This window comes from Streptosporangium sp. NPDC000396 (genome assembly GCF_042898655.1).
Taxonomy (GTDB): domain Bacteria; phylum Actinomycetota; class Actinomycetes; order Streptosporangiales; family Streptosporangiaceae; genus Streptosporangium.
Window position 1 is genome coordinate 97761 of sequence record NZ_JBIAZA010000008.1, and the last position, 13162, is coordinate 110922.

15 protein-coding genes are annotated in these 13162 nt (G+C 68.6%); 7 read left to right on the plus strand and 8 right to left on the minus strand.

Translation table 11 applies throughout. The features are described 5' to 3' along the window. Nucleotides 1–35: 35 nt before the first annotated feature. A complete protein-coding gene (locus tag ACFY2X_RS14895) occupies nucleotides 36–557 on the minus strand; it encodes a carboxymuconolactone decarboxylase family protein (protein WP_389937944.1) in 522 nt (173 codons plus the stop codon). Nucleotides 558–579: 22 nt separating this feature from the next. Here ACFY2X_RS14895 and ACFY2X_RS14900 point away from each other — a divergent pair, with 22 nt between their 5' ends. The 3 genes from ACFY2X_RS14900 (at nucleotide 580) to ACFY2X_RS14910 (ending at nucleotide 2920) form a co-directional block, all read left to right on the plus strand. Continuing rightward, nucleotides 580–1350 carry an SDR family NAD(P)-dependent oxidoreductase gene (locus tag ACFY2X_RS14900; protein ID WP_389937947.1) on the plus strand — a complete coding sequence of 257 codons (771 nt, stop codon included), beginning with the start codon at nucleotides 580–582 and terminating at the stop codon, nucleotides 1348–1350. 72 nt (nucleotides 1351–1422) lie between these two features. Further along, complete coding sequence (locus ACFY2X_RS14905; RefSeq protein WP_389937951.1) at nucleotides 1423–2064, plus strand: TetR/AcrR family transcriptional regulator; 642 nt, start codon at nucleotides 1423–1425, stop codon at nucleotides 2062–2064. 163 nt (nucleotides 2065–2227) lie between these two features. Continuing rightward, complete coding sequence (locus ACFY2X_RS14910) at nucleotides 2228–2920, plus strand: NADPH-dependent F420 reductase (RefSeq protein WP_389937954.1); 693 nt, start codon at nucleotides 2228–2230, stop codon at nucleotides 2918–2920. Nucleotides 2921–3443: 523 nt separating this feature from the next. Here ACFY2X_RS14910 and ACFY2X_RS14915 read toward each other — a convergent pair. Continuing rightward, nucleotides 3444–3818, minus strand: a complete 375-nt coding sequence (locus ACFY2X_RS14915; protein ID WP_389937957.1) for a DUF4440 domain-containing protein — start codon at nucleotides 3816–3818, stop codon at nucleotides 3444–3446. A gap of 227 nt (nucleotides 3819–4045) precedes the next feature. Then, on the minus strand, nucleotides 4046–4738 hold the full coding sequence (locus ACFY2X_RS14920) for an HAD family hydrolase (RefSeq protein WP_389937960.1): 693 nt from the start codon (nucleotides 4736–4738) through the stop codon (nucleotides 4046–4048). A 442-nt stretch (nucleotides 4739–5180) separates the two neighbouring features. Here ACFY2X_RS14920 and ACFY2X_RS14925 point away from each other — a divergent pair, with 442 nt between their 5' ends. Then, nucleotides 5181–5816 carry a GNAT family N-acetyltransferase gene (locus ACFY2X_RS14925; RefSeq protein WP_389937963.1) on the plus strand — a complete coding sequence of 212 codons (636 nt, stop codon included), beginning with the start codon at nucleotides 5181–5183 and terminating at the stop codon, nucleotides 5814–5816. A gap of 78 nt (nucleotides 5817–5894) precedes the next feature. Here the strand turns inward: ACFY2X_RS14925 and ACFY2X_RS14930 are convergent, their stop codons facing one another. After that, complete coding sequence (locus tag ACFY2X_RS14930; protein ID WP_389937966.1) at nucleotides 5895–6971, minus strand: class I SAM-dependent methyltransferase; 1077 nt, start codon at nucleotides 6969–6971, stop codon at nucleotides 5895–5897. A gap of 215 nt (nucleotides 6972–7186) precedes the next feature. Between ACFY2X_RS14930 and ACFY2X_RS14935 the strand changes: the two genes are divergently transcribed. After that, nucleotides 7187–9082, plus strand: a complete 1896-nt coding sequence (locus ACFY2X_RS14935; RefSeq protein WP_389937969.1) for a S9 family peptidase — start codon at nucleotides 7187–7189, stop codon at nucleotides 9080–9082. A gap of 121 nt (nucleotides 9083–9203) precedes the next feature. Here the strand turns inward: ACFY2X_RS14935 and ACFY2X_RS14940 are convergent, their stop codons facing one another. From ACFY2X_RS14940 to ACFY2X_RS14950, 3 genes are read right to left on the minus strand one after another with little or no spacing between them, the layout of a single operon-like run. Then, the gene (locus ACFY2X_RS14940; protein ID WP_389937972.1) at nucleotides 9204–10142 is read right to left on the minus strand and encodes an MBL fold metallo-hydrolase; all 939 of its coding nucleotides are present in this window, start codon (nucleotides 10140–10142) and stop codon (nucleotides 9204–9206) included. Between the two features lie 34 nt (nucleotides 10143–10176). Next, a complete protein-coding gene (locus ACFY2X_RS14945; RefSeq protein ID WP_389937975.1) occupies nucleotides 10177–10806 on the minus strand; it encodes a MarR family winged helix-turn-helix transcriptional regulator in 630 nt (209 codons plus the stop codon). Continuing rightward, the gene (locus ACFY2X_RS14950; protein ID WP_389937978.1) at nucleotides 10796–10942 is read right to left on the minus strand and encodes a protoglobin domain-containing protein; all 147 of its coding nucleotides are present in this window, start codon (nucleotides 10940–10942) and stop codon (nucleotides 10796–10798) included. The genes ACFY2X_RS14945 and ACFY2X_RS14950 overlap by 11 nt, the downstream gene beginning before the upstream one ends. 146 nt (nucleotides 10943–11088) lie before the next feature. Between ACFY2X_RS14950 and ACFY2X_RS14955 the strand changes: the two genes are divergently transcribed. Both ACFY2X_RS14955 and ACFY2X_RS14960 read left to right on the plus strand, forming a co-directional pair. Beyond that, a complete protein-coding gene (locus tag ACFY2X_RS14955) occupies nucleotides 11089–11757 on the plus strand; it encodes a type 1 glutamine amidotransferase (protein ID WP_389937981.1) in 669 nt (222 codons plus the stop codon). After that, a complete protein-coding gene (locus ACFY2X_RS14960; RefSeq protein ID WP_389937984.1) occupies nucleotides 11754–12440 on the plus strand; it encodes an MOSC domain-containing protein in 687 nt (228 codons plus the stop codon). Before ACFY2X_RS14955 ends, ACFY2X_RS14960 begins: the two co-directional genes overlap by 4 nt. 17 nt (nucleotides 12441–12457) lie before the next feature. On the opposite strand, the gene ACFY2X_RS14965 is transcribed toward ACFY2X_RS14960, so the two are convergent. Then, a complete protein-coding gene (locus ACFY2X_RS14965; protein ID WP_389937987.1) occupies nucleotides 12458–13042 on the minus strand; it encodes a TetR/AcrR family transcriptional regulator in 585 nt (194 codons plus the stop codon). Between the last annotated feature and the right edge of the window lie 120 nt (nucleotides 13043–13162).

Consider the following 13162-nt stretch of genomic DNA (forward strand, 5'->3'; position numbering starts at 1 on the left):
AGCGCCCGCGGAATCGCCCCGTCCCCCGCCGTGCGTCACGCCCCGGCCGGATCGGTGTCCTCCAGGGGCACGCGCAGGGTGTTCAGGACCACGGCGAGCATGTCGTAGTGGGCGACGAGCATGACGAGTTCGATCCGGCCGGGCTCGTCGTAGCGGGCACACAGGGCGTCCCACGTTTCATCGGCGACATTTCCTGATTTATACATTTCATCGGCCAGATCCAGGACGAGCCGGTCCTCGGGGTCCCACTCGTGGCCGTGGCCGCGGATCGCCTCGATCTCGGTCTCGGTCAGCCCGGCCTCCCGCGCCAGCCGTACGTGCTGGGCCCACTCGTAGGCGCTCGCGCGGTGATGGGCGGTGCGCAGGATGGCGAGCTCCCGGTCGCGGGCGGGCAGCGTGCCGTACAGCAGCGCGGCGCCGAACCCGATCCACGCCCGGAACAGCGCGGGATGGCGGGCCAGCGTGGTGAAGACGTTGTAGGGGCCGGTTCCCTCCACCACGCGGGCGAGGAACTCGTCCCACTCCTCCGGAGGCAACGGCTCGACTCGGGGATTCACGAATCAGAGGTTACTTACTACGATGATCGTTGTGAACGGTCGCTTGGTAGGTAGACGTGTGCTCGTCGTGGGGGCGGGCACCCGCCCGTCCTCAGATCCGGAACCACCGGTCGGGAACGGACGGGCGATCGCGATCGAGGCCGCGCGGCAGGGCGCGGCCGTCGTCTGCGCCGATCTGGACGAGGGCTCGGCCACCGAGACCGCCGAACTGGTCACCCGCGAGGGAGGGCGAGCCGAGGTGATCACCGTCGACCTCGCCGACGGAGACGCCTGCGAGGCGCTGGCCGGTCGCGCGGGCCCGGTGGACGGCATCGTGCTCAACGCAGCGATCGGCTCCGGACTCGCCCTGGCGGGGACCAGCGCGGCCGACTGGGACAAGGTGTTCTCGGTCAACCTGCGCGGCCACTTCCTGGTCTGCAAAGGCGCGTTCCCGCTGCTCGGCCCCGGTGGTTCGATCGTGTTCATCGGCTCGGTGGCAGGGCTGCGCCCCGGCAGCCTGATCCCGGCCTACGACGCCTCCAAGGCGGGGCTGGTCGGCCTGGCCAGGCATGTGGCACTGGAGGGCGCGGGTCGCGGGGTCCGGGCCAACCTCGTCGCCCCCGGCCTGATCGACACCCCGCTCGGGCGGGACGCGGCCAAGCTCTGGGAGCACCGCGACCAGGTGATGATCCCGATGGGCCGCCAGGGCACCGCCTGGGAGGTGGCGAAGGTGACGGCCTTCCTGCTCTCGGACGACGCGAGCTACGTCACCGGCCAGGTCATCGCCGTGGACGGTGGCCTGACCCTCCTGTAGACACGGCTCCGGCGCGCTTTCGGACCGAACCAAACCGAACGGTGCGGTACCGCATTTACCTACCCTGTGAACATGCACGAGATTCCTGTGAGCGCGCGCGAGGTGAAGTCCGGCAGGAGCGCCGGCCGACCGCGGTCGGCGGCGAAGGACGAGGCGATCCTGAGAGCCGCCCTGGACCTGCTGGCGTCCCAGGGATATGTCCGGATGACCTTGGATCAGGTCGCCACCGCGGCGGGCGTGAGCAAGTCCACCATCCACCTGCGATGGAAGACCAAGGCCGATCTGCTGACCGCGGCGCTCGCGGCGGCGCGCATGGTGGACGCCCCGCCCCCGAGTGGCGATGTCCGCGCGGACCTGATCGCGATCCTGCGGGACTTCTCCGCGACGGTGGAGCGCGTGCGGGGCATGGCGCTCATCGGAACCTGCCTGGCCGAGGAGACGCACACTCCGGAGTTGCTCGCCCTCCTGCGTGAGCGCACGGTACTGCCACGGCGGGAACTGCTGCGCGAGGCGCTGGAGCGTGCCCGGGAGGCGGGACGGATCCGCGCCGACGCGGACCTGGAGGCGGCGGTCTCGGCGCTGCTCGGCCCGTTCTACGCCGATTACATGGCCGGCCGGGGCGGCCGGCCGGAGTGGGCCGAGCAGGCCGTGGACCTGGTGCTGGCCGGGCTGCGTCCGGCACAGGCGCCGGCGGGTCACGCGGCGCACCATTGACACGATGCTGACAAAACGCGAAAAAGATGAAGTCAATGGGAATGCGGGATAGGCTCCCCCTGCTTTCAATACCGAACGAATCGGTTTAGTTTTTTCTCAGCGCCGGACGGCCGATCCGCGCCGGCGCTTCCCCTCCCTCCCACCCCGCGGAAGGACCCACCGCATGCGTTACGCAGTCCTCGGCACCGGCATCGTCGGGCAGACCGTGGCCACCAAGCTCGTCTCCCTCGGCCACGAGGTCGTCATCGGCACCCGCGACCCCGAGGCGACCCTCGCCCGCACCGAGCCCAACGGCCACGGCGCCCCGCCGTTCGCCCAGTGGCAGGCGGACAACACCCAGGTGCGCCTCGCGACCTTCGCCGACGCCGCCGCCTTCGGCGAGATCGTCGTCAACGCCACCGCCGGCGCCGTGAGCCTCCAGGCGCTCCAGGCGGCGGGCACGGAGAACCTCAACGGCAAGGTCCTCGTCGACATCTCCAACCCGCTGGACTTCTCCCAGGGCATGCCGCCCTCGCTCAACCCGGTCAACACCGACAGTCTCGGCGAGCAGCTCCAGCGCGCCTTCCCCGAGATCCGCATCGTCAAGGCGCTCAACACCATGAACTGCCAGATCATGGTCGAGCCGTCCCGTGTCGCGGGCGAGCACGACGTCTTCATCTCCGGCGACGACACCGACGCCAAGAAGGCCGTCACCGAGCTGCTGGTCTCCTTCGGCTGGCCCGGGACGAACGTCATCGACCTGGGCGACATCACCACCGCGCGCGGCACCGAGATGCTGCTGCCGATCTGGCTGCGCCTGTGGGGGGCGCTGGGTCACTTCGACTTCAACTTCCACATCCAGGGCGCCCGCGCCTGATCGGCATCCCGCCCGGACGGGACGCGGCCGGCCCCCCTGGAGGCACCCCGGCAGGCGGTGAGCACACGGACCTCCGGTCGCGCCGGACCGGCGGTTCAGCTCAGGCGCCGGACCTTCGGTCCGGCGCCCCGGCGGTTGATCGTCTCGGCGCCGACGAAAGCCAGCGCCGAGGCATGCCGCCTCCGTCACTCGTCGTCGTTAGATCATTCGCGGATGCGTTCCTTCGGCGAAGGACCTCCCACAGGTAGTAAAAGCTGTTCCAGTGGGTGGCCCGCCTGCGCATACTCGGCCATAAGAAGGCAGCCGACGACGTAATTCCAGGGGTTATCTTGGGCGACTCTTAGTAGTCAATCATGTGTGGCAAGTAAGGCTGGCGCGTACTTGCCGCACCAGTATTCAGGAATCTTCAGGCATGTCAGGTGCACTGCCTCGGTACTACCGGCCTGAGCGGGCGGTGGCCGCCACCGGCATTGACGGCCTAGAAAACGCCCGAAACCCTGGGTCTTCTGGTCTGAGGGCATTACTACTCGATGCGTCCAGTCAAAGTGCCCTGATGAAAGTAGACGCGCCAGCCAGTCTCCGTCAGGCGCCACAAGGAACTCCGCCATGCCCGGCGCCCCTGATTGTCAGCAAAGTACGTCAGGTGAACGATCCCCCGAGCCAGCACGGCCCCAGACATCTCGCTGACCTTGACCGGCGACTCCGGACTCACCGTTCCCGCACTCATCACCGTGAGGATCGACTCCGCGTCCCACCAGCGTCCAGAGGCTCCGATTTCGGTGAACTCCGGATCCAGAAGCTCCTGGACAAGGGTCGGAGAAGCACGCACCTCAGGATCGAGAAGCCGCAACTCACCATCGATGGCCGCTTGCACTGCCCGCTCATTCTCGTCCGTCATGCACGGATCCTACGAACGCACGTCGCCCAGGCACAGCGAATATTTAGCTAGGAGTGATCACCAACAGCTCGGGGATTGAGCTTCACAGCGTGGGGCCCGCTTCACGTTCCTGCGGCCAGGCGCGGCAGCCATGGCCAACCTACTTGCCTTACGTGGCTTAACGACCTTCAAACGGCTGACCAGCTAGTTCGCTTGACAACCCCAGATAACCGAGGGATTCCTGCGCCTTATACGCTTCCGGACCAGCCCGGCACCGTTAGATCAAGGACGCGGTGCAGACGTCGTTCGCTGACAGCACGCAGTTGAGGCAGCAGCAGAGTCGTGATTCCGACTTCGGCGGCCGCGCCATCCCATCCGGCCCTGTCACCGACCATGAGAACCTCCTCAGCTGTGAAACCAAGACGTTCCAGCGCCACCGCAAACACTGAAGGGTCAGGCTTGGCGATACCCAACTCATAGGAAAGCACCCAAGTGTGGATGAACTCACTCCACCTCGTTCCCCGGGTGGTGCGACGGTCCGCGAAACAGGGACGTATATCGAAGTGGATGTCACTGACGATTCCGATTCGCACCCCCGCCTCATGGAGGGTGGCCAGGAGGAGTTCAGCATCCTCAGCGAAATGATTCATCGAGGCATCCGACTCCACCGCGTAGAGCGAGTCGGCAAGCGGCTCGTCTAATCCAGCCGCCCTGAACCACTCGTAGTAGGCCGATCGGTGCACTGCCGTGCCGGTATCGATGTATGAAGTGTCCAGTGCCGACCGGTCAGCGGCGCGAAGCGAAGTGAGTACGGCGTCGATCGCCTCTGTGGTCGTCTGACGACCGAGGCGATCAAGGGCAGTTTTAACCCATTGACGGTACAGCGGGGGCATGGCGAGCGTGCCGCGCCAGTCGAGCAGAACTCCCTTGAATCTGGACATCAGGTCACCATTCTGAGTCGATTCGGTGATCAGGGAGTCGGCATGATATCCCTGAGGGCCAAGCTCTATCAATCGGAGCTGGCCTCTTATCGCCAGACGAGTCACGCTCTTACTGGCTGCTCATGTCGGGCCTCCCGGAAGGCTGTCGCGGAGCACCGTGAGCGGAATGAAGGCCGCTTGCGCGCCGAGTTGGTTCGGCGTGAGGCCCGCCGGGGCGGGATAGCGGGCACGTTATTGCGAATATGAAGTAACGGCCATTGAGAGGTTGCCCTGCTTTGCCTGCAGATGGACGGTTTGTAGTCGCAATCCGGAGATAAACGGATTGGCTCCGCTCTCCCTCAGCGAGGATCATGGACGAATGTCGTCGAGTTCCTTGGATCGGGCACGTGAGATGTGGGCGATGTTGGCTCGCGTGCCAGTCACATTTCCCATGCGTGGAGGTGTGAGCGTCGCGCTTTCGCCAGAGTCGTGGTTGTGCCCGCCAGGTTGGGCGGGGATCGTCACGTTGGACGGCGCAATTCTGGCCACTGTGCCTGGCCCTGAGCTGATCGAGCCATTACAAGAGGCTCTGGCCGGCCAGGTCGGAGAGGCCGGCATCGATCTCGCTCAGTTCCCGGCAACCCTGCCAGTCCTCAGTGTGCTGGGACCGGCAACGCTGGCATACCTCGATGACGGGGATTTCGCTGCCGCCCATACCGATGCCCAGGTCGAACGCCTGCCAGCGGGTCACCACGACGTCCGCGCGCTGCTGGCCTCGGTCGAGGAACAGGACGCGGAGGAAAGTGGCCTGGAGGAGATCGCCTCGATGGCCTTCGTCATCCGCAAGGGGCAGGATGTGATCGCCGCCGCTGGATATCGGCCATGGCTGGATATAGCGGCGCACCTGTCAGTCTTGACTGTGGCAGAGCATCGCGGTCGAGGTATGGCTCGCGCGGTGGCCTCGGCGGCGGTCGCGGATGCGTTGGCCAACCGGTTGGTGCCGCAATGGAGGGCGCGTCCGGAGCCATCGCGACGCGTCGCGCGCGCACTCGGCTTCCGGGAACTCGGCTCGCAGATCAGCCTGCAGTTCGGATGGTGATCGATTCATCTTCGTCGCGTCGGGGCTGTCGCGATGCTGTCGGGGAGCTTCCTGCTGCGGGGCGATGGTCCAGACAGCTCAGCTCAGGCGCCGGACCTTCAGTTCGGCACCCCAGCGGTTGATCGCCTTGGCGTCGGCGAAAGCCAGCGCGCGCAGCATGTTGCCTCCGTCGCTCGCCTCGACGTTGCGGCGGAGCCTGCGCCGCAACGACTCGGGCAGCTCTGCCGTACCCGTCTCGACGGTGTCGCCGTAGAAGGGCGCGAAGGCCACCCCGGCAAATCCGGTACGGCGCAGCAAAGTGGGCATCGTCTCGGCCGAGTAGAACATCAGGTGGTTCCTGGTGAACCCATTCCAGCCGCTGCCGAAAGCCTTGAGCTGCAGGGACGCGGCGTTCACCGTGAGGATCAGCAGCACCCCGCCCGGCCCGAGCAGCCGGCGGAACCTCCAGAAGTCGTCAAGCGGCCGGGGCAGATGAGCCAGGACCGACCAGAGAGTGATCACGTCGAACCCGCCCGCGGCGATCTCCGGCACGTCTTCCAGAGCACCGTGGTGGGCCCGGGCGCGGGTGAGCCGCTCATTGGCCTTGGCCACCGAGTCGGGCGACAGGTCCACCCCGACCGCGTCGAACCCGCGTTCCTCGGCCAGTTGCAGGAAGAGACCGGCCCCGCAGCCAAAGTCGAGCAGCCGCCGCTTCCCGCCCTCTTCGAACACCGGGGAGAAGGCGTCCATCGTCAGCCGGTAGCGCCGCTGCCGGTTGGCCGCGTAGTCACCGCTCAAAAATGCACTGTAACCGGTGGCGTACAGGTCTCCGAGCCGTTCGGGCCGGATGTTGGGATTTCGGTAAAGGAAGCCGCACGCCGGGCAGCGCACCACCCGGTAGCTCCACCTGCCTTTGGTGCAGGCCGGGCGGAACATGAGCTGCTGCCGGGTCTCCCCGCACAGGTGGCAGCCGACGAACTCCTCGATCTCACCCAGACGTGTCCGTTTGCGGTAGTCGTGCAACGAGATGACAGGGGCCCGGTGGATCCGCAGCCGCCATTGGACCTCCCTGACGAGCCTCTCCCCGGGACGGACGTAAATCCGCTGTCCCCAGGGCACACGGTCGTAGCGGGAGCCGTACACGACACGGGAGACCATCTGCCTGGCAGAGATCATGGAACATCCCTTGATCAGAGGTTTCTCCCAACGTGACACGACATGGGCGGACACCCAATGACCTTTCCCATCGGATCTATTCAAATCTTGGGAAGGAGCTAGCAAGGGGGACAGAAGCGCATTTTCCACTTCGATGCCGGTGGATCGACCAGTGCCCTCAAACCAGCGTCCAAGCCCCTCAGAAGATGATGAATACGGTGATAGCGTCGCTGGACATGCGTCCAGAAGACCTTGTCCTGCTGCACACCCCTGGCAACGTCACCCTTCACGACGATCTTCTCCTTGTCGACGTCACCCGGCCCGACCTGGAAGCCGACGCCTATCGCGGGAGCCTGTGGCGGCTCCCCGAGGACGGCCCGCCCGTCCGGTTCACCTACGGCGACCACGACAGCGCACCACGCATCTCCCCCGACGGGGCCTGGGTGGCCTTCCTCCGTGCGGGCGCCGGTGAGAAGCCGCAGCTCCACGTGATGCCCACCGGTGGCGGCGAGGCGCGCCCCCTCACCGACCTGCCGCTCGGCGCGGGCGCCCCGGTCTGGGCGCCCGACTCCCGCCGGATCGCGTTCGTCGCCCGGGTCCCCGAAGACGGCCGCTACGGCACCGAGGAGGGCGTGGGATCGGAGGCCGAGGCGCCGCGCCGGATCACCGGGTTCAGCTACCGGCGCGACGGCGTCGGATTCACTCTCGACCGGCGGCCGGCCCTGTTCGTGGTCAACGCCCAGGCGGACATCCCCCAGCCGGTGCGGCTGACCGACGGCCCCTACGACGTCGGCTTCCCCGCCTGGACCCCCGATGGTGAACACGTGCTGGTCTCGGCCAGCCGCGACCTCGACGGCGAGAGCCTGTACACCGACCTGTACGCCGTCCCCGCCGACGGCGGGGCGCCGATCCTCGTGGTGCGCAGCGACGGGTCGGCCGACCACCCCGTCGCGCTCCCCGGCGGGGACGTGCTCTACCTCGGCCCGGCCTACTCCGGCATCCACGTGGTGGGCCGCAACACGGGTCTCTACCGCGCCCCGCTGCGGATCGGCGGCGAGCCGACTGCCGGAACGCGGCTGACCGAGGAGGAGTCGGTGGACGTCGAGTCGATGCCCGTCGTCCCGGTCGAGGACGGCGTGCTGGCCGCGGTGCATGTACGCGGCGCGGTCGAGCTGCGGCTGATTCCCTTCGACGCCCTCGACGCCCCCCTGGAGAAACTCACCGTCGTGCTGGGCGAGAAGGCGAACGTCAAGGCGTTCACCGCGCACGGCGGGCGGATCGTCGCGGTGGTGTCCACCCCGGAGAGCCCGGGCGAGGTGGTCACCCCGGAGGGGACGCTCGCGGACTTCTCCGGGCCGCTGCCCGGAGTCCGCCCGCTCCAGGAGATCACCGCCGTGTCCGCCGACGGCTACCCCGTCCACGGCTGGCTGGCCCTGCCCGAGGGCGAGGGCCCGCACCCGGTCCTGCTGAACGTGCACGGCGGCCCGTTCCATCACTACGGGTGGGGTTTCCTGGACGAGACCCAGGTGTACGCCGCCGCGGGCTACGCGGTGGTCCTGCCCAACCCCCGCGGCTCGAACGGGTACGGCCAGGCCCACGGCCAGGCCGTGATCGGCAAGTTCGGCACCGTGGACGCCGACGACGTGCTCGCCCTGCTGGACGCCGCACTGGCTCGGCCCGAGTGCGACGGCGAGCGGGTGGGCGTGATGGGCGGCTCCTACGGCGGATTCATGACGAGCTGGCTGGCCGCCCACCATGGGAACCGGTTCAAGGCCGCCTGGAGCGAGCGGGCGGTCAACGCCTGGGACTCCTTCACCGGCTCTTCCGACATCGGCTGGTTCTTCGCCGAAGCCTACTGCGGCCCCGACATCGAGGCCCAGCGCGCGATGAGCCCGCTCTATCACGCCGACCGGATCGACATGCCGTTCGCCGTGGTCCACTCCGAGGAGGACTGGCGCTGCCCGGTCGAACAGGCCCAGCGCATGTTCGTCGCCCTGCGCCGCAACGGCACCCCGGCCGAGTTCCTGCTGTTCCCGGGCGAGGGCCACGAGCTGAGCCGGAGCGGCCGTCCCCGGCACCGCCTCCAGCGCTTCGAGGCCGTCCTCGAATGGTGGGCGCGCCACCTGTCCTGAGCTCCGCCGCTCACCCGGCCGGGCGCTCCAGCGGGCGCCCGGCCGGATGGTTCGGGAAGCCTCGGCAGGCGGTTCGAGAAGACCGGGCGGGCGGGTGACCGGGCAGGTCACGCGGGACGGGTCAGGCCATGCAGGTCAACGGCTTGCCGCCGTTGAAGTCGACCATCTCCAGGACCGCGGTGACCACGTCGATCGGCTCCCCCGGAGGCAGGCCGTCCAGCTCGGCGTAGGCGCGGTGCAGGTTGCCGACGATGCGCTCGGGGTCGAGCAGCTCGCCGTACTCACCGAGGTCGGTCTCCCGCGCCGTCTCCAGCGGCGACAGACCGGCCGCCCTGCCGCGCTCCGCGGTGGCCATCACGAACCGCAGGTACCCCTGCACGTGGTCGATGATCTCCGGCCCGCACACCCCGCCGTGCCCCGGCACTATCGTCTGGGCGTTCAGTTCCCTGAGCCTGTCGAGCACCGCGATCGAGCCCCGGACCGAGCCCATCATCACGAACGGCGTCCCGCCGTTGAAGACCAGGTCGCCGGCGAACAGCAGCGACCGCTCGGGGATCCACACGATCGAGTCGTTGGTCGTGTGCGCGGGAACGCCGACGTGCCGGACCTCGCAGCGCAGCCCGTCGGAGTGGACGGTGACCGCGTCCGTGTAGGTGAGGAACGGGGGGCAGGCCTCAAGGTTTCCCCAGTCCACCTCGGTCCAGGCCATCGTGCGATACGCCGGGATCCCCTCGGCGAGGATCATCTCCCGGGTCCGCTCGTGCCCGACGATCGTCGCCTCGGGGAAGACGAAGTTGCCGAAGGTGTGGTCACCGTGATGATGGGTGTTGATCAGCGTCGTGATCGGCCGGTCGGTGACCGATCTGATCGCCTCACGGTAGGCCAGGGTGCGCCGCTCGGTGGAGCAGGAGTCCACGCTGATCACCCCCCGCCGCCCGACCAGGAATCCGGTGTTGTTGATCCACCAGCTCCCGTCGGGCTGGATATAGGCGTAGACGCCGTCGGAGACCTCCTCGACGCGAGCCGGGGGCAGGGAATGGTCGTGACCGGATGAACTCATAGGGGGATTGTCGGTCTTGGCGAGGCCCGGGTCATCAAAGTCGGGAGATTTCGGAGATTTCTTCACCCGGCAGGTGCTCCGGACAGTCGACGCGAAGGTCGGCCGGCGGCAGGGGCTGCTCCAGCAACGCGCAGAAGTGCGGCGCGCCCGGGTCCTGACGGACGTCACGGTGGAAGAACCGGCAGGACACGCAGCTGCGGTCGACGGTGATGACACCGGCCCGATGCATCCCGGCGATGAGGTCGAGCGCCGCCCGCAGCAGCGCCTCCCGCTCCCCTCTGGGCAGTGCGCCCACGGTATCGACCAGCGGATCGTCCCAGCCGTCGAGCCGGGCGGCGAGCCGTTCGCCGTCCGAGGTGAGGACCAGTTCGCGGCGTCGCGCGTCACCGGGAACCGGGGTCCGGGCGACCAGCCCCTTGCGTTCGAGCGCACCGACCGCGTCGCTCATCGTCGGCGCGGTCACCGCGAACTCCTCCGCCAGCGCCCCCACCCGCCGGCGCTCGGCCGGATGGGAGGCGAGGGCGAGCAACGCGTGCAGCTGGACCACGCTCAGCCCGTGCGCCTGGGCGCCGGTCACCGCCAGTGTCCGGACCGCGGTGGTCAGTCGTTCGAGCGCGTCCGCCAGGCGGCGGTCGAGTCGGTCGTCGGATCCATCACCATTCACGCACATCAGCGTAGGCGCGTGCCCACAGCGCGACCTGCAGGACGACGGCCTTGAACCACGCCTGGAACATCTCTTCGACCTCAGTCTCGGAATGCCTCTTCTTCGCCAGGAACGGGTGGATGGTCGCGGTGATCAAGGGGAACGGTCGGCCGTGCCATAGCCGTACCCCTTGATGATCGTCGTCATCGCCCGCCTCTTATAGTTAGGACTCCTATGTTTCTTTCCGTGCCGGAATGCTGAACCGTCCGGGACGGTCGGGTCAAGGAAGGACAAGGTGGAAACGTGGTGAACTGGTCGGTGGTGCAGCATGTCGACTTCGAGGGGCCGGGCAGCATCGCGACCGTCGCGGCCGAGCGGGGCATCGTCCTCGACTTGCGCAGGCCGTACCGGGGTGATCCTCTGCCCGCGGCGGAGGATCTCGACGGGCTGGTCGTGATGGGCGGACCCATGGGCGCGTTCGACGACACCGACCACCCTCATCTGGCCGCCGAGCGGGCGCTGCTCGCCACGGCCGTCGAGCGGGGCATCCCGGTGCTCGGGGTGTGCCTCGGCGCGCAACTCCTCGCCGCCGCACTCGGCGCGCGCATCGTCCAGGGACCCGCCCCCGAGATCGGGCTCGGCACGGTCACGTTGACCGAGGACGGCCGGCGTGACCCGGCCTTCGGACCTGCCGGACGGGTCCTGCCCGTGTTCCACTGGCACGGCGACACCTTCACGCCTCCCCCGGGAACCGTACGACTGGCGGAGAGCAGGGCCTATGCCAACCAGGCGTTCCGGGCCGGGAAGCACGCCTACGGCCTCCAGTTCCATGCCGAACTCGACGCGGGCCTTCGCGCCGCGGTCGAGCCGCACCTGCCGGACGGGACGGCCCTGGACCCTGAACACGCCGTCACCGTCGAACGCGCCGGGCGCGCGCTCCTCGGCCGCCTGCTCGACCGGATGCTGTCGTGAGGTTGCTCGCGGTGCATGTCGGGCGGACCGGCCTCCTCCCCTGGCGAGGACGGCCGGTACCGTCCGCGTTCGTCAAGTCCCCCGTCGAGGGACCGGTCGCGCTCGGCGTCGAAGGCCTGGACGGGGACGAGCAGGGCGACCGGCGCCACCACGGCGGGCCGGACAAGGCCGTGTGCGTTTATCCCGGGGAGCATTATCGCCACATCGAGGACCGGCTCGGCGGACCGCTCGGCCCGGCGGCGTTCGGAGAGAACTTCACCACCGCCGGCCTGGTCGACGACGAAGTGACGATCGGCGCGACCTACCGGATCGGCACCGCGGTCGTGCAAGTGAGCCAGCCTCGGCGGCCATGTTTCAAGCTCACCGCCCGACACGCCATGCGGCCGGGCGCGAAGAGGCTGCCCGTCGACCTGCAGGCGACCGGCCGGACCGGGTTCTACCGGCGCGTGCTCGCTCCGGGCGTGGTGGCCCGCGGGCAGTCGTTCCACCTGCTCGACGCGCCCGGCCGCGGACTCACCGTCGCCGAGGTCAACCGCGTCATGAACGTCGAGCGAGACGACCTCGACGGCATCCGGCGGCTGCTCGCGGCACGCGCCGACCTGCCCGCCCGCTGGGTCGAAACCCTCACCGCCCGGCTCGACGGCCGCTACGAGAACGACTCGGCCAGGCTGGCGGGAGGCTGACCGCCGCCCGGCGGCGGTCAGCCGCCGTCGATCACCCCGTGAACGAGCCGGATGATCGCGGGCGTCGCCTCGTCCAGCGCGCGACCTCTCGCGAGCGTGTCGAAGGTCTCGAAGCTCGTCAGGGTGTACAGCATGTCGACGAGATCGTCCCGCCCGTCAGCCGCGCCGAGGCCGCCGGCCAGGACGCCGGCGGCCCGGTGCCGCATCTCGTCACGGGCCGCGATCACCTGGCCCACCTCGTCGTCGAGAGCGGCCAGCGCGCGAAGCCGTCGCGTGCAGACCCGGTCGGTGGCCCAGAACCCGCCCATCACCCGGACGAACTCCTCTATGGCCTTCCTCGGCTCGGCCAGGGTGAAGACCTCCGCCAGCCGCTCCATGCCGCCTCTCTCGGCGAGATGGTCACACAGCGCCTGCAGCAGGCCGACCTTCGAGCCGAACTGGTAGTAGACCGTGGCCCGCGCGACATCGGCCCTGCGGGCGACGGCGTCGACCGCGAAGGTCCCCGTCTCGGCCAGGAGTTCCCTCGCCGCCTCGACGACACGCCTGCGCGTCTCGTCGACATCGGTCTGACGCCGTCCCATCTGGTAGGACCGTGGAGACATCCGCAGCCACCTCCCGCTCCCGTCCGGCACCTTCCGTGCGGCGATCTCCGTCCGGCGGGCTTCTGCCCGACCGGCCCCTGCCGGGCAGGTGTCTGCCGGGCAGGTTCCTGTCCGGCCGGC